At 63.1% G+C, this 24,269-nt stretch carries 23 protein-coding genes and 1 pseudogene; 12 read left to right on the forward strand and 12 right to left on the reverse strand.

Annotation, left to right across the window (positions count from 1 at the left end):
• Window position 1: 1 nt before the first annotated feature.
• The 3 genes from ACHMW7_RS06745 to ACHMW7_RS06755 form a co-directional block, all read right to left on the reverse strand.
• On the reverse strand, window positions 2–187 hold the full coding sequence (locus ACHMW7_RS06745; protein WP_395449534.1) for a hypothetical protein: 186 nt from the start codon (window positions 185–187) through the stop codon (window positions 2–4).
• Window positions 188–327: 140 nt separating this feature from the next.
• The gene (locus ACHMW7_RS06750) at window positions 328–2,661 is read right to left on the reverse strand and encodes a response regulator (RefSeq protein WP_395449535.1); all 2,334 of its coding nucleotides are present in this window, start codon (window positions 2,659–2,661) and stop codon (window positions 328–330) included.
• A 119-nt stretch (window positions 2,662–2,780) separates the two neighbouring features.
• The gene (locus tag ACHMW7_RS06755) at window positions 2,781–3,677 is read right to left on the reverse strand and encodes a polyprenyl synthetase family protein (RefSeq protein WP_395449536.1); all 897 of its coding nucleotides are present in this window, start codon (window positions 3,675–3,677) and stop codon (window positions 2,781–2,783) included.
• Window positions 3,678–3,826: 149 nt separating this feature from the next.
• Here ACHMW7_RS06755 and mtgA point away from each other — a divergent pair, with 149 nt between their 5' ends.
• From mtgA to ACHMW7_RS06770, 3 genes are all read left to right on the forward strand, one after another.
• The gene (mtgA, locus tag ACHMW7_RS06760) at window positions 3,827–4,537 is read left to right on the forward strand and encodes a monofunctional biosynthetic peptidoglycan transglycosylase (RefSeq protein WP_395449537.1); all 711 of its coding nucleotides are present in this window, start codon (window positions 3,827–3,829) and stop codon (window positions 4,535–4,537) included.
• Between the two features lie 154 nt (window positions 4,538–4,691).
• Window positions 4,692–4,874 carry a 50S ribosomal protein L32 gene (gene rpmF / locus ACHMW7_RS06765; protein ID WP_008834724.1) on the forward strand — a complete coding sequence of 61 codons (183 nt, stop codon included), beginning with the start codon at window positions 4,692–4,694 and terminating at the stop codon, window positions 4,872–4,874.
• A gap of 168 nt (window positions 4,875–5,042) precedes the next feature.
• Window positions 5,043–5,456 carry a hypothetical protein gene (locus tag ACHMW7_RS06770; protein ID WP_395449538.1) on the forward strand — a complete coding sequence of 138 codons (414 nt, stop codon included), beginning with the start codon at window positions 5,043–5,045 and terminating at the stop codon, window positions 5,454–5,456.
• A gap of 31 nt (window positions 5,457–5,487) precedes the next feature.
• On the opposite strand, the gene ACHMW7_RS06775 is transcribed toward ACHMW7_RS06770, so the two are convergent.
• Complete coding sequence (locus ACHMW7_RS06775) at window positions 5,488–5,916, reverse strand: heme-binding protein (RefSeq protein WP_395449539.1); 429 nt, start codon at window positions 5,914–5,916, stop codon at window positions 5,488–5,490.
• A 253-nt stretch (window positions 5,917–6,169) separates the two neighbouring features.
• Window positions 6,170–6,772 (reverse strand): polyhydroxyalkanoate synthesis repressor PhaR, encoded by a 603-nt coding sequence (gene phaR, locus ACHMW7_RS06780; protein ID WP_395449540.1) that lies wholly within the window; start codon window positions 6,770–6,772, stop codon window positions 6,170–6,172.
• A 295-nt stretch (window positions 6,773–7,067) separates the two neighbouring features.
• On the opposite strand from phaR, the gene ACHMW7_RS06785 reads away from it, so the two are divergent.
• On the forward strand, window positions 7,068–8,252 hold the full coding sequence (locus ACHMW7_RS06785) for an acetyl-CoA C-acetyltransferase (RefSeq protein ID WP_395449541.1): 1,185 nt from the start codon (window positions 7,068–7,070) through the stop codon (window positions 8,250–8,252).
• A gap of 185 nt (window positions 8,253–8,437) precedes the next feature.
• Window positions 8,438–9,160 (forward strand): beta-ketoacyl-ACP reductase, encoded by a 723-nt coding sequence (locus ACHMW7_RS06790; protein ID WP_395449542.1) that lies wholly within the window; start codon window positions 8,438–8,440, stop codon window positions 9,158–9,160.
• A gap of 72 nt (window positions 9,161–9,232) precedes the next feature.
• Here the strand turns inward: ACHMW7_RS06790 and aqpZ are convergent, their stop codons facing one another.
• Window positions 9,233–9,922, reverse strand: coding sequence for an aquaporin Z (gene aqpZ / locus ACHMW7_RS06795; RefSeq protein WP_395449543.1), 690 nt, complete (start codon window positions 9,920–9,922; stop codon window positions 9,233–9,235).
• A 735-nt stretch (window positions 9,923–10,657) separates the two neighbouring features.
• Here aqpZ and ACHMW7_RS06800 point away from each other — a divergent pair.
• The 5 genes from ACHMW7_RS06800 (at window position 10,658) to ACHMW7_RS06820 (ending at window position 16,572) form a co-directional block, all read left to right on the forward strand.
• Window positions 10,658–13,927 carry a helicase-related protein gene (locus ACHMW7_RS06800; RefSeq protein ID WP_395449544.1) on the forward strand — a complete coding sequence of 1,090 codons (3,270 nt, stop codon included), beginning with the start codon at window positions 10,658–10,660 and terminating at the stop codon, window positions 13,925–13,927.
• A gap of 5 nt (window positions 13,928–13,932) precedes the next feature.
• Complete coding sequence (locus ACHMW7_RS06805; RefSeq protein ID WP_395449545.1) at window positions 13,933–14,316, forward strand: RNA-binding S4 domain-containing protein; 384 nt, start codon at window positions 13,933–13,935, stop codon at window positions 14,314–14,316.
• Window positions 14,317–14,466: 150 nt separating this feature from the next.
• Window positions 14,467–14,805, forward strand: coding sequence for a ferredoxin FdxA (gene fdxA / locus ACHMW7_RS06810; protein ID WP_395449546.1), 339 nt, complete (start codon window positions 14,467–14,469; stop codon window positions 14,803–14,805).
• A gap of 359 nt (window positions 14,806–15,164) precedes the next feature.
• Window positions 15,165–15,749: a CarD family transcriptional regulator gene (locus tag ACHMW7_RS06815; protein ID WP_395449547.1), complete on the forward strand. Its 585-nt coding sequence runs from the start codon at window positions 15,165–15,167 to the stop codon at window positions 15,747–15,749.
• Between the two features lie 265 nt (window positions 15,750–16,014).
• Window positions 16,015–16,572 carry a cysteine hydrolase family protein gene (locus ACHMW7_RS06820; protein WP_395449548.1) on the forward strand — a complete coding sequence of 186 codons (558 nt, stop codon included), beginning with the start codon at window positions 16,015–16,017 and terminating at the stop codon, window positions 16,570–16,572.
• 28 nt (window positions 16,573–16,600) lie between these two features.
• On the opposite strand, the gene ACHMW7_RS06825 is transcribed toward ACHMW7_RS06820, so the two are convergent.
• On the reverse strand, window positions 16,601–17,374 hold the full coding sequence (locus ACHMW7_RS06825) for an amino acid ABC transporter ATP-binding protein (protein ID WP_395449549.1): 774 nt from the start codon (window positions 17,372–17,374) through the stop codon (window positions 16,601–16,603).
• A complete protein-coding gene (locus ACHMW7_RS06830; protein ID WP_395449550.1) occupies window positions 17,371–18,051 on the reverse strand; it encodes an amino acid ABC transporter permease in 681 nt (226 codons plus the stop codon). The genes ACHMW7_RS06825 and ACHMW7_RS06830 overlap by 4 nt, the downstream gene beginning before the upstream one ends.
• 5 nt (window positions 18,052–18,056) lie before the next feature.
• Between ACHMW7_RS06830 and ACHMW7_RS06835 the strand changes: the two genes are divergently transcribed.
• Window positions 18,057–18,230, forward strand: coding sequence for a hypothetical protein (locus tag ACHMW7_RS06835; RefSeq protein WP_395449551.1), 174 nt, complete (start codon window positions 18,057–18,059; stop codon window positions 18,228–18,230).
• Window positions 18,231–18,242: 12 nt separating this feature from the next.
• Here the strand turns inward: ACHMW7_RS06835 and ACHMW7_RS06840 are convergent, their stop codons facing one another.
• Window positions 18,243–19,016, reverse strand: coding sequence for an amino acid ABC transporter substrate-binding protein (locus tag ACHMW7_RS06840; RefSeq protein WP_395449552.1), 774 nt, complete (start codon window positions 19,014–19,016; stop codon window positions 18,243–18,245).
• A gap of 251 nt (window positions 19,017–19,267) precedes the next feature.
• Between ACHMW7_RS06840 and ACHMW7_RS06845 the strand changes: the two genes are divergently transcribed.
• Entirely contained in the window at window positions 19,268–20,137 is an 870-nt protein-coding gene (locus tag ACHMW7_RS06845; RefSeq protein ID WP_395449553.1) for an RNA polymerase factor sigma-32, read from the forward strand.
• Here ACHMW7_RS06845 and ACHMW7_RS06850 read toward each other — a convergent pair whose 3' ends face one another.
• The 3 genes and pseudogenes from ACHMW7_RS06850 to thiP form a co-directional block, all read right to left on the reverse strand.
• Entirely contained in the window at window positions 20,138–21,589 is a 1,452-nt protein-coding gene (locus ACHMW7_RS06850) for a M48 family metalloprotease (protein ID WP_395451280.1), read from the reverse strand.
• A gap of 184 nt (window positions 21,590–21,773) precedes the next feature.
• Window positions 21,774–22,534, reverse strand: a pseudogene (gene thiQ / locus ACHMW7_RS06855) (thiamine ABC transporter ATP-binding protein).
• Window positions 22,531–24,147 carry a thiamine/thiamine pyrophosphate ABC transporter permease gene (gene thiP, locus ACHMW7_RS06860; protein WP_395449554.1) on the reverse strand — a complete coding sequence of 539 codons (1,617 nt, stop codon included), beginning with the start codon at window positions 24,145–24,147 and terminating at the stop codon, window positions 22,531–22,533. Before thiP ends, thiQ begins: the two are co-directional and overlap by 4 nt.
• Window positions 24,148–24,269 lie beyond the last annotated feature (122 nt).

The raw sequence follows: 24,269 nt of genomic DNA on the forward strand, positions 1-24,269 counted from the left end.
GTCAGCTGGAGAGCATCGTGGCCAGCGCCAACCCGCCCAGAAGCACGCCGGTGACGAAGAACAGGCGCGTGAACATGAAGGGTTCGGTCTGGCCTTTGACCGGCCTGCCGTCATTGGCGGGCTCGTGGCGGGTGGTTTCGACGGTCCGTGCGCTGACGAACCGATCCGGCATCTGGGTGCGAAGCATGTGAAACTTCCTTGTTGTTCGCGCCGGAGCGGCAAGATTGCCGTCGTCCGGTCGCGTCAGGAAGGTAAAAGCCACCGCATCAGGATTCGAGAGAGGGCAAAGCCCCAAGAAGTAAAGAAGTCATAGGCGTCCAGCGGCGCTTATGCCGACTGGGCGAGTTCCGCACTCTCGCTCAGCCACGTGCCGATCTTGGCGCCGAGCTTGTCGGGCGACACTGGCTTGGGCAGGTAATCGTCCATGCCGGCATCGATGCACTTCTCGCGGTCGCCCTTCAGTGCATGTGCGGTCACGCCGATGATCGGCGTGCGGCTGCCATTGGCCGCTTCTTCGGTGCGGATGGCGCGCGTCGCCTCGTAGCCGTTCATCTCCGGCATCGAAACGTCCATCAGGATCAGCTTCGGCTTGAAGGTGCGGTACATCTCCACCGCCGTGCGGCCATTGCCAGCGATGCGGTGGCTGAGGCCAAGGCCGGCCAGGATCTGGCCGAAGACGAGCTGGTTGACCTCGTTGTCTTCGGCCACCAGAACGTCGAGCCCACTGTCCTGCAGCACCGACGGTTCCGGCTGCACGAGCGGCGTCGGGGCGGGGCCGCGGATGACGGTGAAGGCTGGTGGCGGGGTGTGACGGACAGGCTCGCGCACGAACTCGGTGCGGCCGGCCTGCGAACGGGCCTTCTGCACCGCGGCGATCACGGTGCCGAGCAGCACCGCCGAGCGCGCCGGCTTGGTCAGGTGCGCGGCGATGCCAAAATCGAGCACCATGCGGGAGAAATCGATCTGGTCGACCGAGGTCAGAAGCACCACCGGGATCGACGAGATGCGGCTGTCGGCGGCGATCGCCTTGGCGACGTCGGCGCCGTTCATGCCCGGCATCTGGTAGTCGAGGATGACGCAGTCGACGCTGGCGCCGAGCTGGGCGGCGCGGTCGAGGAAGGCGAGGCCAATGGCGCCGCTTTCCGCTGCGGCGCAGTCGAAGCCCCAGCTCTTCAGCTGTTCGATCAGGATTTCGCGGTTGACCGGGTTATCGTCGATCACCAGCACGCGTGCGCCGGTGACGTCGACCGGCACGACGCTGTTCGTCCGCTGCGCTTCATAGACCGGCAGCATGGCGGTGAACCAGAACACCGAACCCTTGCCGATCTCGCTTTCGACACCGATGCGGCCACCCATCAGGTCGACGAGGCGGGCAGCGATGGCTAGTCCAAGGCCGGTGCCTTCGTGGCGTCGGGTGGAGCTGCCGTCGACCTGGGCGAATTTCTCGAACACGCTTTGCAGCTTGTCGGCGGGGATACCGATGCCGGTATCCTCGACACGGATATTGAGCGCCACTGTCCCGTCGACCATCTCGCCGGTCACGTCGACAAGAACATGGCCGCGCTCGGTAAACTTCACCGCGTTACCCAGCATGTTGGTGATGATCTGGCGGAAGCGGCCGACATCACCGGTCACGTGGGTCGGCAAGCGCGGGTCGATGCGAACGATGAGTTCGAGGTTCTTTTCGGCGACACGCGCCGAGATCAGGGTCGCGACATCCTCGACCGCCTCGCCAAGATGGAACGGAGCCGGATCGAGCGTCAGCTGGCCGGCATTGATCTTGGAGAAGTCGAGCACGTCGTTGATGATCGTCAAAAGGGCGTTGCCCGACTTCACGATGACTTCGGTGAAGGTCTTCTGGCGTGGAGTCAGGTCGGTGCGTGCCAGAAGCTCGGCCATGCCGAGCACACCGTTCATCGGCGTGCGGATCTCGTGGCTCATATTGGCGAGGAATTCCGACTTGGCGCGGTCGGCGGCCTCGGCTTTCGACAGTGACTCGGCACTTTCGGCAAAGGCGCGTCGGATGGCATGCTCCATCGGCCGGAACACCCAGGCGGCGACACCGCCGATGACCAGGATCAGCAATGCTGCGGCAGTCGTCAGCAGCCGGTCGCTGCGGGTCTCGGCGTAACGCCGCTCGTTCTCCATGGCGGCGGTGGCGCGCAGCAGCATCGGTTGGGCAAACAGGTCGTTCTGGTTGCGGATTTCGCGATAGCTCCATTCGTCGGAGCTCTGGGCGCTTGCGAGTGCGCCGAGATTGCGGGCGATGTCGCGGGCCGACCAGAACAGATCGCCATTGATCGCGGCGCTGTCGAGCTCGCGCAGGGACTTTTCCGACAGGCGCGGCCGTATCGCGTCGATCGTGCTGGCCAGATGGTTGATGCGGACGTCGAGCCGGACGGCATGGTTGTGCGCGGCAGCTGCGAGCGCCTGCTGCGTTTCGGGCCGCCAGGCGGTGTTCGTCGTCTCGGCGAAACTGCTGGCGTTGCGCAGTTCGCGTGAAAAAAGCTGAAGCTCTGAGGCAATGGCATCGACATCGCGGCGATATGTATTGCCCTGGCTGAAGGCCATCATCACGGCAATGGACGTCAGCGCGAAGATCAGGAGCCCCGAAAGGTATCTGACCCGTATCGAACGGATGAAGGACGAGTGCTCCGGCATGCGCAACCCCAAACACATACGCACAATTTTACAGAGCCGGAATAGACACCATTAACATTAAGAGTTTCTGACCTTCACAACTTATCCGCGTGAGGTTACTGGCCAGACCCAAAAGTAGATCAGCTGTTGCGCTCGGCGACGAAACTTGCGGCAGCCTTGAGCATGATTGCGCGTTCGCCGAAGGGTTCCAGCAAGTCATGCGCCTGGTTGACCAGGCCGACGAGTTGGGAGCGGGCCCAGTTGGCGCCGTGCAGCGAAACCAGGGTCGCCTTGCCGGCAGCGGCGTCCTTGCCGGTCGCCTTGCCCATCGTCTCGGCATCGGCGGTGAGATCGAGCAGGTCGTCGGCAAGCTGGAAGGCAAGGCCGATCGCCGAACCGAACTCGGCCAGCCTTTCGCGGTCGTCGGCGGAGGCTCCGGCGACGATGGCGCCGGCTTCGCAGGCGAAGCGGATCAGCGCGCCCGTCTTCATTGCCTGAAGCCGGATGATGCCGGCCTCGTCGGGCTTGTTGCGTTCGGCGTCGAGGTCGAGCGCCTGGCCGCCGACCATGCCGCCAGGTCCGGCAGCGCGAGCCAGCGCCAGCACCAGTGCAGCGCGACGGTCCGCCGGCAGCGGCGTCGCTTCATCGGCGATGATGTCGAAGGCAAAGGTCAAAAGCCCGTCGCCGGCCAGGATCGCGGTCGCTTCGTCGAAAGCCTTGTGCACCGTCGGCTGGCCGCGGCGCAGGTCGTCGTCATCCATCGCCGGCAGGTCGTCATGGATCAGTGAGTAGCAATGGACGCATTCAAGCGCGGTGGCGACACGAAGCGCGGCTTCGCCGTCGGCATCGAACAGTGCTGCACTTTCCAGCACCAGGAACGGACGCAGCCGTTTGCCGCCATTGAGCACGCCATGGCGCATCGCCGCCATCAGGTGCCCGGGGCGTGCGATCTCGCCGGGCAGGGTGCGCTCGCCGAGCAACTGCCGCAGCTGCGTTTCAACAGCCTCCGCGCGCATGCGCAGGACGGTTTCGAACATGATATCGCTGTCGATCGTCATGGCGGCGAGCGGTAGCGGACAGTCAGACGTTGCGCAAGAAGCCAAGCGCCTTTATGCCAAAAGGCTGACAAGGCAGGGCGGACGGGTTGTCGGAACCGATCATAGAGCCGGAAACCGAAAGGCTGGACATGGCAGCAGCACGACGCGGGATTTTCTCGCGTGGAAGCCTGCGTCGCTGGGTGCGGCTCGGTGCGCTGGTTGCCGCGGTCATGGTGGCGCTGCCGGTGGTGCTGACCATCCTCTATGTGCCGCCGGTCGTGCGCCCGATCTCGACGCTGATGATCAAGGATCTCATCACGCTGCAAGGCTATGATCGCCAGTGGGTGCCGCTCGACGATATCGCGCCCGTGATGGCGCATTCCGTCATCATGTCCGAGGACGGGCAGTTCTGTTTCCACAAGGGCATCGACCTTGGCGAACTCCGCGGCGTCATCAACGATGCGCTTGAAGGCGAAGCGACTCGCGGTGCCTCGACAATCCCGATGCAGACGGTGAAGAACCTCTATCTGTGGAATGGCCGCTCGTTCCTGCGCAAGGTGGTCGAGCTGCCGCTGGCTATCTATTTCGATGCGCTGATGCCCAAAAGACGGATCATGGAGATCTATCTCAACATCGCTGAATGGGGGCCCAACATCTACGGCGTCGAGGCAGCGTCACAGCATTATTTCGGCAAGCCGGCGAGCCAGCTTTCCCGCCGCCAGGCAGCACTTCTGGCGGTCACCTTGCCCAATCCTGCGGCGCGCAATCCGGCGAAGCCAGGACCTGGCCTCAAGCGGCTCGCTTCGGTCATCGAACGCCGTGCCGCCAAGGCCGGCGCCTATGTGCAGTGCCTGGATTAGATTGACACCTTCAGGACCGAAAAAAGAGTCGCTTCGGGCTGGTCAAGCCGGCTTTCGCCGTGTATAGGCTCGCCAACTTTCTCAGTTTCCGGCCCTTGCGCGGCCCTTTCACGAGGGCGGACAGGGTCATTTGACCGATTGGTGGAGTATATCCATGGCTGTTCCAAAACGAAAAACCTCCCCGTCCAAGCGCGGCATGCGCCGTTCGGCCGACGCGCTCAAGGCCCCGACCTATGTCGAGGACAAGAATTCCGGCGAAATGCGCCGCCCGCACCATATCGACCTGAAGACCGGCATGTATCGCGGTCGCCAGGTTCTGACGCCGAAGGAAAGCTAAGCAGCTTTTCCCAGGGGAAAGCCGAACGGCTTTGTCCCAGCGAGCGTATCGGGAAAGGACCGGCCCAGCCGGTCCTTTCTTTTTGCGTGTCCGCATGGTGCTGAATTCACTTGACGCCCAGGCATCAGGGGATTCTAGAAGGTGCCAGCGTAAAGCGGAGACCGGTCCATGCTCGCGGGCATTCCCCTTCTGATCATCCCTTTCATCCTGTTCAATGTCGGCTTGGCCGGCTTGTTCGGTACCGGCGTGAACGGCGACCCGTGGTCCGGCGAGATCCTGTCGCTCAACATGATGTCGGGTGGCGTCTTCACACTGACGCTCGGCAATTTGCTCGTGGTTGTCGGATTGCTGCTGCTGTTTGTCGAGATCGTGAAATCGACGCGGACCAGCAACGCGTCCGTGGTCGACCATCTGCTGTCGACCTTTGTCTTCGTCGCGTTCCTGGTCGAATTCCTTCTGGTGCGCGGGGCCGCACACCCGGTGTTCTTCACCTTGATGGTGATCGCGTTGCTGGACGTCTTGGCCGGGTTTTCGGTTTCGCTCCGCTCCGCCAGTCGCGACGTCACCTTCGGTCGCGAGTAGAAGCGCGTCCCGAGAGGAACGCGCTCGCCAATCAGACCTTTGCGACGAAGCCGGCCGATTCGATGCCGGCCATCGCTGCCAGTTCGTCATTGTCTGATGTGTCGCCCGAAATGCCGACGGCGCCGAGCACGTCGCCATTGTTGTTGCGGATCAGCACGCCGCCTGGCACCGGCACGATCTTGCCGCCCGATACCGCCGAAAGTCCCTGGAAGAAATGCGGCCGCTCGACAGCGGCAACGCCGAGCGCGCGCGAGCTCGAGCCAACGGCAAGCGCGCCATAGGCCTTGCCCGATGCCACCTCGGCGCGGATGAAGGGCGATCCGTCCTGGCGCTGGAACGCAAGCAGATGGCCGCCGGCGTCGAGCACGGCTATGCCGAGCGGCTTGAACTTCTGCTCGGCGCCAAGCGCAAAGGCGGTGTCGATGATGGCGTTGGCCTTGGCCAGCGTCAGTTCGGTCATGGTTATTCCTCCTGATGATAGTGATGGGCGTCTAGCAAACACGCTCCGGACGCCGGGCAAAACCCTGCATCCGGTTGAAACTGCCTTACCTGAATGGGTGGGAGAGGGGTGGGCTGTTCCAGTAACCCCGGATACTGGAGCTTCGCTTCACTCCAGGATTGGAGAGGTCCTCCGGCCCTTCGCATGGCTCAGGGCGTTCGACGCTCGGAAAGCCAAGCAGTTGGCTTTCCGTCGGCCTTTGGCCGACCGCGTCTCACCCCATGGAATCGATTTTCCGCTGCATCGCGGCAAGCTGGTCCTTGAGCTCCTTGAGCTCGTCCGGCTTCTCGGGCGCTTCCTTCTTGGCCGGCTCGGCAGGGGCTGCACCAGCACCGGGCATCGGGAAGGGGGTGAACATGCGCATCGCGTTCTGGAACAGCTCCATGTTGCGACGCGTCTGCTCTTCCAGCGCCTTCATCGGCGCGGCACCCTTCATCATGTCCATCGGCGCCTTGCCGAAGGTCGACTTCATCTGCTCGCGGAAGCGCTCATGCTCCTTGGAGAAGGCCAGCATCGACTGTTCGAGGAAGCTCGGCACTACCATCTGCATCTGGTCGCCATAATACGAGATCAGCTGCCTGAGGAACGGGATCGGCAACATGTTCTGGCCGTCCTTGTTCTCCAGTTCGAAGATGATCTGGGTCAGTACCGGATGCGTGATGTCTTCGCCGGTCTTGGCGTCCTGAACGGTAAACTCTTCGCCCTTCTTGACCATTTCGGCCAGATCCTCGAGCGTGACGTAAGTACTCGTTCCGGTATTGTAGAGCCGGCGGTTGGCGTATTTCTTGATCACGATCGGCGTGTCTTTAGCAGCCATCAGCATCCTCCCCCGGAAGACCGGAATGCCGTGTAAGCAGCCGGTAACATTTCGCCGGCCACGAGGATAAGCGCAAAGCAATCGCAAATCCAAGTGGTTTGTGCACTGCAAGAAGGCAAGTCGGGTCGACGCCGGCAAAAAAATGCTGCGCAGCATTGCTGCAGTGCGGGCGCAGCATTGGCAATCCGGTGATTTTCCGGTTCGACTCGGGTCCTGGAACGGGCAAGAAAAGTCATGAGCGCCAACGTCCTCGACGCGCAATAACCCATTCGTCACACGAAGTCTGGAGAGAAACATGTCCGCCTCGTCCTCCATCGTCGTCGCCAGCGCCGCCCGCACGCCGGTCGGCTCTTTCAACGGCGCCTTCGCCAACACGCCCGCACATGAACTCGGCGCCGTCGCAGTCCGCGAGGCGCTGGCACGCGCCGGTGTAGATCCCAAGGAAGTCGACGAAGTCATCCTTGGCCAGATCCTTGCCGCCGGTGCCGGCCAGAACCCGGCCCGCCAGGCGGCCATGGCTGCGGGTGTTCCGCAGGAGGCAACTGCCTGGGGCCTCAACCAGCTTTGCGGCTCGGGCCTGCGCACCATCGCCATCGGCATGCAGCAGATCGCCACGGGCGACGCCAAGATCATCGTCGCCGGCGGCCAGGAATCGATGTCGATGGCGCCGCACTGCCAGCACCTGCGCGGCGGCGTGAAGATGGGCGACTTCAAGATGATCGACACGATGATCAAGGACGGCCTGACCGACGCCTTCTACGGCTATCACATGGGCAACACCGCCGAGAACGTCGCGCGCCAGTGGCAGCTGACCCGCGACGAGCAGGATCAGTTCGCGGTCGCCTCGCAAAACAAGGCCGAGGCAGCACAGAAGGCTGGCCGCTTTGCCGACGAGATCGTGCCGTTCACCATCAAGGGCAAGAAGGGCGACACCATCGTCGACCAGGACGAATATATCCGCCACGGCGCCACGCTCGATTCACTCGCCAAGCTGCGGCCAGCCTTTGACAAGGAAGGTACTGTCACCGCCGGCAACGCATCGGGCATCAATGATGGTGCTGCCGCCGTCGTTTTGATGACCGAGGCTGAGGCCGCGCGTCGCGGCCTCACTCCGCTGGTCCGTATCGTTTCGTGGGCAACCGCCGGCGTCGATCCGCAAATCATGGGCACCGGCCCGATCCCGGCTTCGCGCCGGGCGCTCGAAAAGGCTGGCTGGTCGGTGAACGATCTCGACCTCGTCGAGGCCAACGAGGCTTTCGCCGCGCAGGCCTGCGCGGTCAACAAGGACATGGGCTGGGATCCGGCGATCGTCAACGTCAATGGCGGCGCCATCGCCATCGGCCATCCGGTCGGCGCTTCCGGGGCGCGCGTCTTCAACACGCTGGTTTACGAGATGCGGCGGCGCAGCGCCAAGAAGGGTCTTGCGACCCTGTGCATCGGCGGCGGCATGGGCGTCGCGATGTGTGTCGAGGCGATGTAAATCGAAAGAAAAAGGGCGGCCACCGAGCCGCCCTTTTTGTCACTAGCGCATGGCCCCGAAAATCGGGGTCGATTTTCGGCAAGGATCATGCGCCAATTCAGGGTGTTACAGCGTCCGTTGCGGACGCGGCGCCGTAAAAGCCTGTCGCAAGGGCATTCCATCAAGCAGCAGAAAAGGGGAAACGCATGAGCAAGGTTGCACTGGTTACCGGAGGATCGCGCGGCATCGGTGCTGCTATTTCGATCGCCCTGAAGGAGGCGGGCTACTCGGTTGCTGCCAATTATGCCGGCAACGACGAAGCTGCGCAGAAGTTCAAGGCCGAGACCGGCATCCCGGTCTACAAATGGTCGGTCGCCGACTACGACGCCTGCGAAGCCGGCATCAAGCAGGTCGAAGCAGACCTCGGCCCGGTTTCGGTGCTGGTCAACAATGCCGGCATCACGCGCGACTCGATGTTCCACAAGATGACGCGCGAGCAGTGGAAGGAAGTCATCGACACCAATTTGAACGGTGCCTTCAACATGACCCATCCGCTGTGGGGCGGCATGCGCGACCGCAAGTTCGGCCGAATCGTCACCATCTCCTCGATCAACGGCCAGAAGGGCCAGGCCGGCCAGGCCAACTACTCGGCTTCCAAGGCCGGCGACATCGGCTTCACCAAGGCGCTGGCCCAGGAAGGCGCGCGGGCGGGCATCACCGTCAACGTCATCTGCCCGGGCTATATCGCCACCGAAATGGTGATGGCGGTTCCCGAGAAGGTGCGCGAATCGATCATTGCGCAGATCCCGGTCGGGCGTCTCGGCGAGCCGGAGGAGATCGCGCGTTGCGTGGTGTTCCTGGCGTCGGAGCAGTCGGGTTTCATTACCGGTGCGACGCTGTCGGCCAATGGCGGACAGTATTTCGTCTGACAGGCTTGCCTGCTGACCTGGAACAAAAAACGGCGCCGAAAGGCGCCGTTTTCACGTCTGGCTGGCGAGGGCTCAGTCCTTTTCGAACATCGCCTTGTGGACGATGCCGGCGATCGCCGCGCCGACGATCGGGGCAACCCAGAACAGCCAGAGCTGCTGCAGGGCGACGCCGCCGACAAACAGCGCCGGGCCGGTCGAACGGGCCGGGTTGACCGAAGTGTTGGTCACCGGGATCGAGATCAGGTGGATCAGCGTCAGGGCGAGGCCGATGGCAATCGGCGCGAAGCCGGCCGGGACACGGCCATGGGTCGAGCCGAGGATGATCATCAGGAACATGAAGGTCAAAACGACTTCGATGATCAGCGCCGAGGTCAGGCCATACTTGCCCGGCGAAGCGTCGCCATAGCCGTTGGTGGCGAAGCCGCCGATGCCGGCAAAGTCAGCCTTGCCGCTGACGATGAGGTAAAGCACCGTCGAGGCGACAATCGCACCGACCACCTGGGCGATGACATAAGGCACCAGGTTCTTGGCTTCGAAGCGCCCGGCCATCATCAGGCCGACCGAGACCGCGGGGTTGAAATGGCCGCCTGATATGCCGCCGACAGCATAGGCCATGGTCAGCACGGTGAGGCCGAATGCCAGCGCGACACCGGCAAAGCCGATACCGAGTTCGGGAAACGCGGCCGCAAGCACGGCACTGCCGCAACCGCCAAAGACGAGCCAGAATGTGCCGAGAAACTCGGCGAATAGACGTTTGGTCATGATTTTCCCTCCAGATGTCGTGCGCCTGCCCGGAACGCCGCTTTTCCGGAGGCCCGCATAGGGGCGCCGTGCCGACTCACCTGGGGAATGGAGACATGCCTTGTTGTTGCACACAACGGGTGTGGTTCCGTTAAGGTAATGCAATCACAGATATTTTGCGCTCAAGCCGTGTGTGCCGCCATGGCACGCAAAGGTTAATGCGCCGATGAGCCGATTGTGGACAAGCCTGTGACTCCCCGGTGGATAATCGGTGGAGGAGTAGGTCAGGACACAACATCTAGCGGTGAACAAATCAGGAAACTTGTCCTATCAGTGATTCGTCGCCTGTTCGTTCCGCATTTGGTTCAAATCTTAACAAAGCGCGGGCTGCGGTGGGGCCGACTCTTAACCCGACGCTAGGAAACATCAACAAAATCATTATTTTGCGCCGAGGCCGCCGAGATGTTCCGGCGCTTGGCCGGCAAAGGTTAACGGCAGGGTGTGGAAGCATGAAACGGGCCACTTTAGAGAATCTGCATGTGGTGCGGCTTGCCAGTGCAAAATCTATATGTTGGGGTGAACAAAACCTGAATCTGCCGGAGTCAGTGATTCGTCGCTGATTCGTTCCAGACTCGTTCCAACTCTTAACTCTGGAACATTCTGCTTTCGCTTCGGCCTACAAATCCCTATGTGTCCAGTCGTCGCGACAGGCGGCGCAACGCCGGGTGGGCCCGGCGCCGAGGGCGGTTCCTTAGAATGAATGTCCACTCCAAGCAGAACGACCCCCTGATCCTGTCAGGCCGCGATGTCACAGCGGTTCTGGGTCCGACCAATACAGGCAAGACCCACCTCGCCATCGAGCGCATGGTCGCGCACGAAAGCGGGATCATCGGGCTGCCATTGCGGCTGCTTGCCCGCGAGGTCTATGGCCGGCTGTGCGAGAAGGTCGGCGCCCACAAGGTGGCGCTGGTGACCGGCGAGGAAAAGATCCTCCCGGCCGGGGCGAAATATTCTGTCTGCACCGTCGAGGCGATGCCGCGCCAGACCGACGCCGCCTTCGTTGCCATCGACGAGGTTCAGCTCGCCGGCGATCTCGAGCGCGGCCATATCTTCACCGACCGCATCCTGCACCTGCGTGGCAGGCAGGAAACGCTGCTGCTTGGTGCTGCCACCATGCACGGCATCCTGCAGAAGCTTCTGAAGGGTGTTTCAGTGGTCACCCGGCCGCGCCTGTCGCATCTTGCCTATGCCGGTTCCAAGAAGCTGACTAGGCTGCCGCGCCGCTCGGCCATCGTCGCCTTCTCGGCCGACGAGGTCTATGGCATCGCCGAGCTGATCCGTCGCCAGCAAGGTGGGGCGGCTGTCGTGCTTGGCGCGCTTTCGCCGCGCACCCGCAATGCCCAGGTCGAGCTCTACCAGTCGGGCGACGTCGACTATCTGATTGCCACCGACGCCATCGGCATGGGGCTCAACCTCGATGTCGACCATGTCGCCTTCGCCCAGAACCGCAAGTTCGACGGCTACCAGTATCGCCAGCTGACCGCCGCCGAGCTTGGCCAGATCGCCGGCCGCGCCGGGCGCCATCTGCGTGACGGTACCTTCGGCGTCACCGGCCAGGTCGACCCATTCGAAGAAGAACTGATCGAGAAGATCGAGGGGCATGATTTCGAGCCGGTAAAGGTGCTGCAGTGGCGCACCGCCACCTTCGACTTCGCCAGCCTCGACACGCTCAAGCGCTCGATCGACACCGTGGCGCCCGTCGAAGGCCTGACCCGTGCGCTGCCGGCGGTCGATGCCCAGGCGCTCGAGCATCTTTCGCGCGACGAAAACATCGTCTCGCTCGCTACCAACCGCGAGCGCGTCGCGCTTTTGTGGGAGACCTGCGCGCTGCCCGACTACCGCCGGATCGCACCGGCCCAGCACGCCGACCTCATCGCCTCGATGTATGACGATCTCGCCCGGCGTGGCCATGTCGACGAAAACTACATGGCCGAACAGGTGCGCCGCGCCGATTCCACCGAAGGCGACATCGACACGCTTTCACACCGGATCGCGCAGATCCGGACCTGGACTTTTGTCTCAAACCGCCCTGGCTGGCTTGCCGATCCGGCACACTGGCAAGAAAAAACGCGAAACATCGAAGACAGATTGTCGGATGCACTGCATGAGCGGTTGACGAAACGCTTTGTAGACCGCAGGACTTCCGTCCTCATGCGCCGCCTTAGAGAAAACACTATGCTTGAAGCCGAAATAAGCCCGTCCGGAACTGTCCTCGTCGAGGGTCATCACGTCGGCGAACTGCAAGGGTTCCGTTTCACCGCCGACCAAAGTGCTGGTGGAGAAGACGCCAAGGCCGTGCGCACGGCAGCCCAGAAGGCGCTCGCCGCCGAATTCGATTCCCGCGCCGAACGTTTCTCGGCGTCGCCCAATGGCGACATCGCGCTTGGCTCGGATGGCGTGCTGCGCTGGATCGGTGCGCCGATCGGTACGCTGGTCGAAGGCGAAGACGCGCTCAAGCCGCGCGTCGTGCTGCTCGCCGACGAACAACTGACCGGCCCGGCTCGTGACAAGGTCGCGGCGCGCGCCGACCGATTCGTCAATTTCCAGGTCGAGTCGCTGCTCAAGCCGCTTGTCGATCTCAAGGCTGCCGAACAGCTTTCCGGCATCGGCCGTGGCATCGCCTTCCAGCTGGTCGAGAATTTCGGCCTGATCAATCGCCGCGACATCACTGAGGAGGTGAAGTCGCTCGACCAGGAAGGCCGTGCCGCGCTGCGTCGTCTCGGCGTGCGTTTTGGCGCCTACCATGTCTTCGTGCCCGCACTGATCAAGCCGGCGCCAGCAGGGCTGGTGACGTTGCTTTGGGCGATCAAGAATGATGGCAAGGACAAGCCGGGCTTTGGCGATGTCGTCCATGCGCTCGCCGCCGGACGCACCTCCGTCGTCATCGACCAGGCCTTCGACAAGAGCTTCTACAAGCTCGCCGGCTTCCGCAATCTCGGCCGCCGCGCCGTGCGTGTCGACATCCTGGAGCGCCTCGCCGACCTGATCCGCCCGGCCCTTGCCTGGAAGCAAGGTGTCGGCGCGCGTCCCGACGGTGCCTATGACGGCAGCGCGTTCATTGTCACGCCGCAGATGATGTCGATCCTCGGTGCCACCGGCGACGACATGGAAGAGATCCTCAAGGGTCTCGGCTACCGCGCCGAGCCGAAGCCCGCTGCCGAGGTCAAGGTCAAGCTCGAGACCATCGATACGGCCGCCCGTGAAGCCGTGGCGCAGGCTGTTGCCGCGAAGGCCGCCGCAGCTGCCGAGGCTGTGGCCAGCACCGAAGAAGTCTCCGCCGAACCCTTCATCGAGACGGCCGAGGCCAGCGAGCAAGCTGCTCCCGAGGTCGCCGAGCAGGCGCCCGAGAGCGAACCGGTGGAGCAGGCAGCTGAGCTGGCTGTCGAGCAGGTCGAGGCCATTGCGGAAGCTGTGGCCGAGGCCGCAGCTGAGCCGGTGGTCGAAGCCGAGCCTGAAGCAGCGTCCGAACCGGACCCCGCTGCGGTTGTCGTTGAAGCTCCTGTCGCCGACGCTCCGGTGGAAGCCGTTGCATCCGAAGCCGCGGAAGAACCCAAGCCGATCCTGTTGTGGCGCCAGGGCCGCTTCGAACAGCGTCCACGTCATCGCCAGGACAACCGCCCGCGTGGCGGCCAGCGCGATCAGCGTGCAACTGGGGCTGCCGGCGCTCCCGCCGCCCGTCAGGGCGAGGGCAACCGCAATGGCGGACGCGAAGGTGGCGAAGCCCGCGAAAACGGCCGTCCGCGGTTCGATCGCAAGCCCGGCGGCAAGCCGCAGGGCGAGGGCGGACGTCCAGACAACCGTGGCCGTGGCGAGCGCCCGCAGGGCGAAAAGCATGGCGGCGATCGCGGCGGCTTCAAGGGCAAGCCGACCTTCCAGCCAAAGCCGCGCGAAGAGCGTCCGGTGCGTGTCGATCCCGATTCGCCCTTCGCCAAGCTCGCCGCGCTGCGCGACCAGCTCAAGAAGTAAACGCCTTGGCCGGCGAGGGAAGACAGCGCATCGACAAGTGGCTGTTCTTCTCGCGCGCGGTCAAGTCGCGTTCGCTTGGCGCCAAGCTCGCACAGTCGGGCGGCGTCAGGTGCAACGGCCAGAAGCTCGGCCAGGCCTCCGACATCGTCAAGTCGGGCGATGTGCTGACGATCACGCTCGACCGCCGCATCCTGGTCTATAGGGTTCTGCTGCCTGGTGAGCGCCGTGGGCCCGCCGAAGAGGCGCGCAAGCTCTACGAAGACATTTCGCCGGCGCCTACGCCCAAGGACCAGGCGCCGCCCGACGCCAGGCCGCCGCTGCGCGAGGCCGGCAGCGGCCGTCCGACCAAGAAGGATCGGCGCGCCACCGACCGCCTGCGCAGCGAGTGACGCAAAGCTTTTTAAAGCTGGGCGACCATGTTGAGAATTACGTTCCGCCAACTGGCTTCTGCGCGGAATGGCCGCCCTTGCAACAGCCCTTCAAAGGGGCTACCTCACCGACAAAGATACAAAAATACGGGAAGTCCCGGAGCCTGCCTCATGACCTACGTCGTCACCGACAATTGCATCAAATGCAAATACATGGATTGCATCGAGGTTTGTCCGGTCGACTGCTTCTATGAAGGCGAGAATATGCTCGTCATTCACCCCGACGAGTGCATCGACTGTGGCGTCTGCGAACCGGAATGCCCGGCCGACGCGATCAAGCCGGACACCGAGTCCGGCCTCGACAAATGGCTGCAGATCAACACCGAATATGCCGAAAAATGGCCCAATATCACGGCCAAGAAGGACGCGCCCGCCGACGCCAAGGAATTCGACGGCGTCGAGGGTAAGTTCGAGAAGTACTTTTCGGCCGAGCCTGGCGAAGGCAATTGAGGGTTGCGCGCCTCAAAAGGCGCTAGATCGTTGGATTGAGTGCCGTTGTCGACTCTTGACGCGGCAGGATGTTCGCGTATGCAGCAAAATCTTGATTCTTCCGACTTTTTGTGTTAGAGCTAGCCCAACATGCCGATGACACACCGTCGATCTATGGCGCATAGCCTAACTCACTGAAAGGTGACAACCCTAACCCGGACCAGAGTAATCTGGGCCCGGCAGTCGCAACATTTGCGGTTTGCCGGTCCAAGGCTCTTCCGATTGGGGGTCGATTGTCGTGCGGCAGAAGGTCGCGTTTTGCGACTGTCCCGATCAACCGGCCTCGGCGGGCCGGTGTCACAAGAAGGAGTTCAGGGCGTATGGCAACTTCCATCCCGCAGAAGAAATCCGCAGCACGTCACGGTTTCAAGACCGGCGAGTATATTGTCTATCCGGCGCATGGTGTCGGTCAGATCGTATCGATCGACGAGCAGGAAGTGGCGGGACACAAGCTCGAACTGTTCGTGATCGATTTCCAGAAAGACAAGATGCGCCTCAAGGTGCCGGTCGCCAAGGCGACCTCCATTGGCATGCGCAAGCTTTCCGAGACCGACTATGTCGAGCGTGCATTGAAGGTCGTGCAGGGCCGTGCCCGCGTCAAGCGCACCATGTGGTCGCGCCGCGCGCAGGAATACGACGCGAAGATCAATTCCGGCGACCTGATTTCGATCGCGGAAGTCGTGCGCGACCTCTACCGCGCCGACAATCAGCCCGAGCAGTCCTATTCCGAGCGCCAGCTTTATGAAGCAGCACTCGACCGCATGGCACGCGAGCTGGCAGCCGTGAACCGCTTGTCGGAGACCGAGGCTGTCCGTCTCATCGAGACCAACCTCAACAAGGGTCCGAAGCGCGGCGCCAAGGCCGACAATGAAGAAGCCGAAGCAGAGCAGGAAGAAGCTGCCTGATCCGGCATTTCAGTTCCATTATGAAAAACCCGGCCAATGGCCGGGTTTTTTGTTTGTGGAGCGAAGCGCCGTGTGTCCAAGCAGACCCTCAAAGGGTGCTGGTGTCCTACTGCCCCGAAATGACTTGCTTTCATTAGATGCTGAAGCCTCTCATTGGATGAGATGCCGGCACGTCTGGACCCTCGCCCATCGGCGGTTTTGTTTTGGAGGCGATCGGTTTTGCTGTATCGGAGGCCAAACATGACCGCTTTAGGACAAACAGCAGATGAGCAAGGCGCTTCTTATCATCGACGTGCAGAAGGCGATCCTCAAGGGCAAGGGGACGCCTGAACGGCAGCTGCTGCTGGAGGCTGCGCTCGAAAATACGGCGGGCAGACTACGCGACCTCCAAGACAAGGCGCGCTCGGCAGGCGTTCCGGTTGTCGTCATCCAGCACGACGGCCCCGAAGGTCACCGGCTGGCGGTTGGGACCGAAGGCTGGGAAGTCCGGCCGGAGCTAGCACCGCAGAGCGGTGATATTCTTGTTCGCAAGAAGAGCTCGGACGCGTTTCATGAGACGGAACTGGGCGCCCGCCTCGGGGAACTGGGTATCTCGCACCTGGTCGTCGGCGGCTGCATGACCCAGTATTGCGTCGACACGACTGTGCGTCGCGCCGTATCTCTCGGCTACGATGTCACGCTCGTCGCCGACGGCCATACGACCGCCGATTCGGCAAATCTTGCCCATGGCGACATCATCGCCCACCACAATGAAACGCTCGACGGTTTTGGTGCCGGCGATGCTGTGGTTGATGTCCGCCCGGCAGCCGAAATCTCTTTCTGACACTTGCTTGGCGCGATCGACGACGGACCTAGCCTTCGCCACCCTGGCCGTGTTGATGCCGATGCGTGATCGTGGCGATGAAGCGCTTGGTGCGCTCGTGCGTCGGCTTGCCGAACACATCGCTCGCCGGGCCTTTTTCGACCACCGATCCCGCTTCCAGGAAAACCACTTCGTGGGCGATCTTGGAAGCCAGACGCAGGTCGTGCGTCGCGATCACCATGGTCGTGCCCTCGCGCGCCAGCTGGCCGAGCACGTCGACCACTTCCTGGGCGAGTTCGGGGTCAAGCGCCGAGGTCGGTTCGTCGCACAAAAGCACCTTTGGTGATGGTGCCAGTGCGCGTGCGATGGCCACGCGCTGCTGCTGCCCGCCTGAGAGCGTTGCCGGCCAGGCATCGACCTTGTGCGCCATGCCGACCTTTTCGAGCAGCGCCAGCGCGCGTTCGCGCGCCTTGGCCTCCGGCCACTTGAGCACGGTCACCAGGCCTTCCATGACGTTTTCGATCGCCGTGCGATGCGGAAACAACTGGAAGTTCTGGAACACCATGCCGGTCTGGCGCCGTAGCTGCTGGATCGCCTTGGCGGTTACTCGATGGCCAGGGCGGAACTCAAGCGTGTCGTCGCCGATGCGCACCGTGCCCGAGGTCGGGATTTCCAGCAGGTTGATGCAGCGCAAAAGCGTGCTCTTGCCGCCGCCGGAAGGTCCGACGAGAGCGGTGACGCTGCCTTCCCTGATCTCGACCGAAACGTCCTTGAGCACGGTGTTGTCGCCGAACTGCTTGACGATGTGGGAAAGCCCGATCATGTCCGCGCCTCCAGGAAGCCGCCATAACGGTTGAGCCGCTTTTCGAGCTTGACCTGCAGCGACGACAGCACCGAACTCATTGCGAGATAGAGTATGGCGGCCTCGACATAGAGGATCAGCGGCTCGTAGGTGGTGGCGACGATGCGTTGCGCGGCCTGAAACATCTCCGGCACGGTGATGGCGGCGGCCAGCGAAGTGTCCTTGACCAGCGAGATGAAGGTGTTGGACAGCGGCGGCACAGCGACGCGCGCTGCCTGCGGCAGGATCGTCCGGCGCATTGCTTGCGACCACGTCATGCCGATCGAATAAGCGGCCTCCCACTGCCCCTTGGCAACCGAACTTATGGCGGCGCGGATGATCTCGGAGGAATAGGCCCCGACATTGAGGGTGAAGCCGATCAGCGCGGCCGGGAAAGCGTCGAGCACGATGCCGACACTGGGCAGACCGTAGAAGATCAGGAACAACTGCACCAGAAGCGGCGTGCCGCGGACGATCCAGACGTAGAAGCGGACGATTGCCGACAGCCACCCTGGACCGAACAGGCGGGCGAGTGCGGCACCCAGCCCGACGGTCAGGCCGAAGGCAAAGGAGAGCAGCGTCAGCGGTGCCGTGAAGACGAGCGCGGCCCACAACAAGGGCCCGAGCGACTCCAGCATCAATTGCAGCCAATGTGGCAAGATGAATGTCCCTTCTCCACAATAGAGCGCTGCGCGTCTGGTCGGACGCGCAAAGGACGCTCTATCCGCATAAACAACTTGCCCGGAAAATCGCAGATTTTCCGGGCAAGTTCATGGGAAAAAATGAGAGGTGGAAAATGCGTGCCTGTCAGGCGGAAGCCACGCTCGCCACCGCCTGAAGGACAATGCCGTTATTGCGAGACGTCGGCGCCGAAATAGGCCTCGGAGATCTTCTTGTAGGTGCCGTCGGCCTTGATCTCGGCCAGCGCCTTGTTGATCGCCTCGACCAGTTCGGGCTCGCCCTTGCGCACGATCACGCCGGAGAAATCGGCTTTGGCCTCTTCGGCAACGATCTTCACGTCGGCGTCGGGCTTGTGCTTCTTGAAGTCGAAGAACGACAGCGAGTTATTGATGGTGGCGTCGGCGCGGCCGTTGAGCACCAGCTGGATCGACTGGTCGAAGCCGTCGGTGCCGACGAGCTCAGCGCCATTGGCTTCGGCGATCTTGCCGAAATTGCTGGTCAGCGACTGGGCCGACTTCTTGCCCTTGAGGTCGGCAAAGCCCTTGATCTCTTCGTTCTTGCCGCTGACGATCAGCACCGCCTTCGAAGCGATGTAGGGGTCGGAGAAGTCGTATTTGGCCTTGCGCGCTTCGGTGATGCCGACCTGATTGATGACCGCGTCGTAGCGCTTGGCATCGATGCCGGCGATCAGGCCGTCCCATTTGCCTTCGAGGAACTCTGCCTTGACGCCGAGGCGCTTGGCGATTTCCTTGCCGATCTCGACGTCGAAGCCGACCAGCGCGCCCGAGGCATCGTGGTAGGTGAAGGGCGCGTAGGTGCCTTCGGTGCCGATCTTGAAGACGCCGGCGGCCTTGATCTCATTAAGATTTTCACCGGCGTGGCCGGCGGCGACGGCGGCGAGCTGGATCGTTGCGGCAACGGCCAGCGATTTAAACCACTTCATTTTATGTGATCCCGATTTTGTGCCGGCCACCAAGGCCGGGAAAGTTGTGATTGACGGCAATCTGTCAGATGCTGCTCTCGAACATAAGGAATGAAATTTCAAATATGGCGTAATACTGGAATCTGAATCTCACAGAAACAGTGTCGCCTCGCCACGCCGGAACATTCGCCGACATCGCGCGTTACTGGCCCTGCGGGGCAGCATCACAATTGCGAAGCGCGCCCTGCTGCTCTCAAGACAAGGGGCGCAGCATGTATATGGATCGGGCAGGCCTGGCCGGCGAGCAGATGATGCTGAGGGCGGCGTCGCGCGCACCCTATCTGGAGCGCGGCGAAGAACTGGAGCTGGCGATACGCTGGAAAGAGCGGCACGACCAGGACGCGCTCAACCGCATCACCACGGCCCATATGCGCCTCGTCATCGCCATGGCGGTCAAGTTCAGGCGCTACGGCCTGCCAATGGGCGACCTCATCCAGGAAGGCCATGTCGGGCTTCTCGAGGCGGCGGCGCGTTTCGATCCCCAACGCGAGGTCCGGTTCTCGACCTATGCCACCTGGTGGATCCGGGCTTCAATGCAGGATTACATCCTGCGCAATTGGTCGATCGTCAGGGGCGGTACGAGCTCGGCGCAGAAGTCGCTGTTTTTCAACCTGCGCCGCATGCGCGCCCGCCTTGCCCAGGGTGGAGGTCCGCTTGGCGGTGCCGCTGCCTATCAGGAAATCTCGATTGCGCTTGGCGTGTCGGAAGCCGACGTCGCGATGATGGACATGCGCCTTTCCGTGCCCGATGCCTCGCTCAATGCGCCGCTCAGCGACGATGGCGATTCTGGCGAACGCATGGACCTTCTGGTGTCGAATGATCCATTGCCGGATGAGCTGGTCGGCGATGCGATCGACATCGAGCGGCGTTCGAGCTGGCTGCACGACGCGCTTGGTGTGCTCAACGCGCGCGAGTTGCAGATCATCGAGGAACGCCGGTTGACCGAGGAGGGCGCGACGCTCGAAGAGCTTGGCACGTCGCTCGGCATTTCCAAGGAACGGGTACGCCAGATCGAGACCCGCGCGATGGAGAAGCTGAAATCGGCTTTGGAGCGACAGAACTCGGCATTCCTGCCGGTCTGACTACCGGTCGGTGACGACCTTGACCTTGTCACCGGCCGATATCGAAGCGCCCGGCGCCAGCGCATTCAACACCCTGAACAGATCGAGCTTGCGGTCGACGCCAACCATGCTGGCGGCGAGCGAACCCATGTTCTGGCCCGGCTGAACGGTGATGACGCGGATGCGCAGCGGCTTGAGGGCCGCCTTTTCCGCCGCCGTCATGACCCGGAAGCTGGAGCTGACCGAACGCGCGATGGCGTCGAGCGTGGTGCTGGCAGTCGGTGCCGCCGTCAGCAGGCGGTAGACCTGCGCGCCGTTGCGGATGACCACGATGTCGAACTGCCAACCCTCGGCATTGGCGCGGGCGAAGGCGGCCTCGTTGCCGTTGATCGTTTCCGAACGCACGCTTGACGGGTCAAGGCCGGCGACCCAGCCGCTTTTGACATAGTCGGCCAGCGGCAGCTTGGCGTCGATGGCCACGCCATCGAAACGGATGGCGGTGTTGTCAGGGCCCGTCGCGGTGACGGCGGCCGCGGTGTTGTCGATGATGAAGCCCTGCGGCACGGCAAACGAGATGCCGAGCTTGGGGTGCAGGAAGGTTGTCCCGCGCACGTAACCCTCGTCGGGCGTGTCGCCGAACAGCAGCCCGTCGATGCCGGCAAGGAAGGAATCGCGGTCGCGCTTGCCGATGCCGGGCGCGCCGAACTGGCGGGCGTGGCGCTGGGCCAGATCGATGCGCTGCGGCGCGTTGGGGTGGCTGGCCAGGAAGTCGAGACTCGCATCGGTCGCACCGCTGACTGCGCGCAGGTCGGAATAGGCGGCCATTGACTGCAGGAAACGGCCGGCGGCAAACGGGTCGTAGCCGGCCTGGCCGCTCATCTTGATGCCGATGCCGTCGGCTTCCAGTTCCTGGTTGCGCGAGAATTGGGCGAGCCGGAGCTTGCCGCGGATCAGTGCTGCCTTGGCCGTCGGGCTTTCGCCGAGCACGTCGGTGACGACCTTGGTCGCCAGCACTTCCTCGGCTTCCTTCTGCTGGCGCTGGATGCCGTGGTTGGCGGTGACGTGGCCCATCTCGTGCGAGATGACGGCCGCCAGTTCTGCAGAGTCGTTGGCCAGCGCCAGGAGTCCACGCGTGACATAGAGATAGCCGCCCGGCAGCGCAAAGGCGTTGACGTTGGGCGAATTGAGGATGGTGATACGGTAGGTCTGGTTCGGGTTGCTCGACACCGTGGTCAGGCTGCCGACAACCTTGGCGACCATGCGCTCCAGCTTGGGATCGGAGTATTCGCCGCCATAGGTCGCCAGGATGCGCGGATGCTGCGCCTTGGCGATTTCGGCGAGCTTGTCGTTGCGCGTGACGTTGTCGACGGTCACCGGATTGTTCGATGGCTGGAAGCCGGACTCGCGAACGTCGGAGGGGTTGAGCACCTGGCAACCGGCGACAAGCGCCGACAGCGCCACGGCGACCAGCAGTCGCGCATAGCGGGGCGTTGTCGTCTCGATCAGTCCGTCGCGGCAGGTGGGCAGAGCTCGCGTCCTTTCAAATTCCTTCGTCGGCGGGCGAAGCAGAAGGCGGCCCACGCCGTTTGGACGTAGCCACACTCAGCTTGCCGACACAATAAGGCCGTCGCCGCCAATATGGCGATTTGGCTGTAAATTATGTCCGCTTCCGGGCAACGCGGCGTGATCGTGCCATCACCGTTCACTGCCGATATAGTGTCTGAACGCTTCAGGTCCAGAATTCGTAAAGAAATCCGCAGTCTTTCCTGTTGCTGCTACAGCGCCAGCCTCGACGAAAACCATGTTTTCGGTCAGTTTGCGGGCATCTTCGGGTTGGTGTGTCACGAAAAGCACGGTCATCCTGCGTTCTGCATGAACGCTTGCCACAAGATCCAGCATATCGTCGCGCAATGCTGGTCCAAGCGAGGCAAAGGGTTCATCCAGCAGGAGAATCGGCCGGTCGCGCACCAACACACGGGCCAGCGCCACGCGCTGGCGTTCGCCGCCGGACAATTCGCGTGGCAGGCGCCTTTCCATGCCGGCAAGGCCGACGCGGGCCAATGCCGCGGCCACGTCCTGCCTGTCCGCAGCGCTCAGACGCAGCGCCGGCGAGCGGCCGAGACCGACGTTCTTTTCGATGTCGAGATGGGCAAAAAGGTTGTTTTCCTGAAACACCATCGACACCGGCCGGTCGGCTGGCGGTGCCATTGTCACGTCCATGTCGCCGATCAGCACCCGTCCTTCGCGCGGGGTCTCGAAACCGGCAACGAGGTTGAGCAAGGTCGACTTGCCGGCACCGCTTGGCCCCATGATGGCGGTGATCTCGCCCGGCGCAAATGTCACGTCGAAGCGCACCATGGTGTCGCTGTAGCTGAACACCACCTGGTCGAGGCGCACCGCCGCACTGGTCGAGGTCATTTCGAAGTCTCCCTGCCGAGGCGGTCGGCGAGCATCGTCAGAGCCAGGCACAACAGGCCGAGCATCAGCGCAAGGCCCGCCGCGTCATCGGTGCGGTAGCTGCCCATGCGGGCGAGCAGAAGGTAGGGCAAGGTCTGCACCGCGTCGCTGCCAAACAGCGCGATGACGCCGAGGTCGCCGAGCGACAGCGCCATGGCAAAGGCGAATGCCGTGGCCAGCGGACGCCTGAGTACCGGCCAATCGATCAGCCGCAGCCGGTTCCAGCCTGATATGCCGAGCTGGCCGCAAAGCCGCTCGTGGCGTTCGCTGGCCGCATCATAGGCGGGACGGACGGCGCGGACGGCAAACGGCATTGCCATGACGGCGTTGACGGTGACGACCATGAATGGTGCCAGCGCAAAGACGTCGACCGACTGCCGCACCAGCACGAACCAGCCGGCGCCGATGACGATCGGCGGTACCACCAGCACGAAGCCGGCGCCTGTGTCGGTGAAGCGCTCGAGCAACTTCCTCGCGCCGCCTGGCCTGCTGCCGGCCAGTGCCCTTCGCGCCATGACAAGGGACAAAGCGAGCATGGCGGCGAGCGTCGCCGACAGCGTGGCCAGAACGATGCTGGTCAGCGTCGCCAGTTGTACCGACGCTTCGCTTGCCAGCCGGCCGAGATCGGCTTCGAGCCCCGAGACGAGAGTCGCCAGCATCGGGCCGCCGACGAAGGCAAGGGCTACCAGGATGACGGCGACGTTGAGCGTCCGTTCGCCGGCCTTTGCCCTGATGTAGCTGCGCTGCGCCACCGGCAGGTTGGCGTCTCCCGTGGTGTTGGCGCCGAGCCGCATCAGCACCAGGACCACGACGGCGGTGAGGGCGATCTGCAACAGGGTCAAAGCGACCGCGCGCGCGGGATCGAAATCGAAACGCAGCGCCTGGTAGATCGCCACCTCCAGCGTCGTCGCTGCCGGTCCGCCACCGAGCGTCAGGACGATGGTGAAGGAGGTGATGCACAGCATGAACACCAGCCCTGATATGCCGGGCAGGGCTGCCTGTAGCGCCGGCCATTCGATCAGGCGGAAGCTCGACCGTGCACCCATGCCGAGCTGGCTCGCCAGCCGCCACTGGTCGGCCGGGACTGTCTGCAGTGCCTCCAGCATCAGCCGCGTCGCCAAGGGCAGGTTGAAGAAGACATGGGCGACCAGGATGCCCGACAGGCCGTAGATGCCAGGCCAGGTCCCGCCGGTCAGTGCCGTCAGCGGTTCGGCGAAATAGCCAGCGCGGCCGTAGAGCGACAGGATTCCAAGGGCTGCGACGATCGCCGGCAATGCGAGGGGGATGGCGAACAGGCGCAGGATCAGCCCACGGCCGGGAAATTGCGGATGCCGCGACAGAGCGCGGGCGACGAAGATGGCAGGTGCGACCGAAAGCAGCGTCGACAGCAATGCCTGCCACAGCGTGAAGCGGGCGACGCGGAAGAGATAACCGTCGAAGGCCGCAGCGGCTCCTTGCGGGTTGCGCGCGGCCTCGATGCCAAGCCCGGCAAACGCCCCGCCGATCAGCACGGCGATGGCGGCGAGCGCGAGGATACCGGCGGTGATGCGGGGCTCGGTGCTGGATCTGGCCAAGGTTGCGCTGCCCCTCACCCTTACCCTCTCCCCGTGAACGGGGAGAGGGAGGCGCCGGCGTTGCCGCTTGTCCCTTCTCCCCGTTCACGGGGAGAAGGTGCCGGCAGGCGGATGAGGGGCAG

Origin of the sequence: Aminobacter sp. UC22_36 (assembly GCF_044056035.1) — a bacterium.
Lineage (GTDB): Bacteria > Pseudomonadota > Alphaproteobacteria > Rhizobiales > Rhizobiaceae > Aminobacter.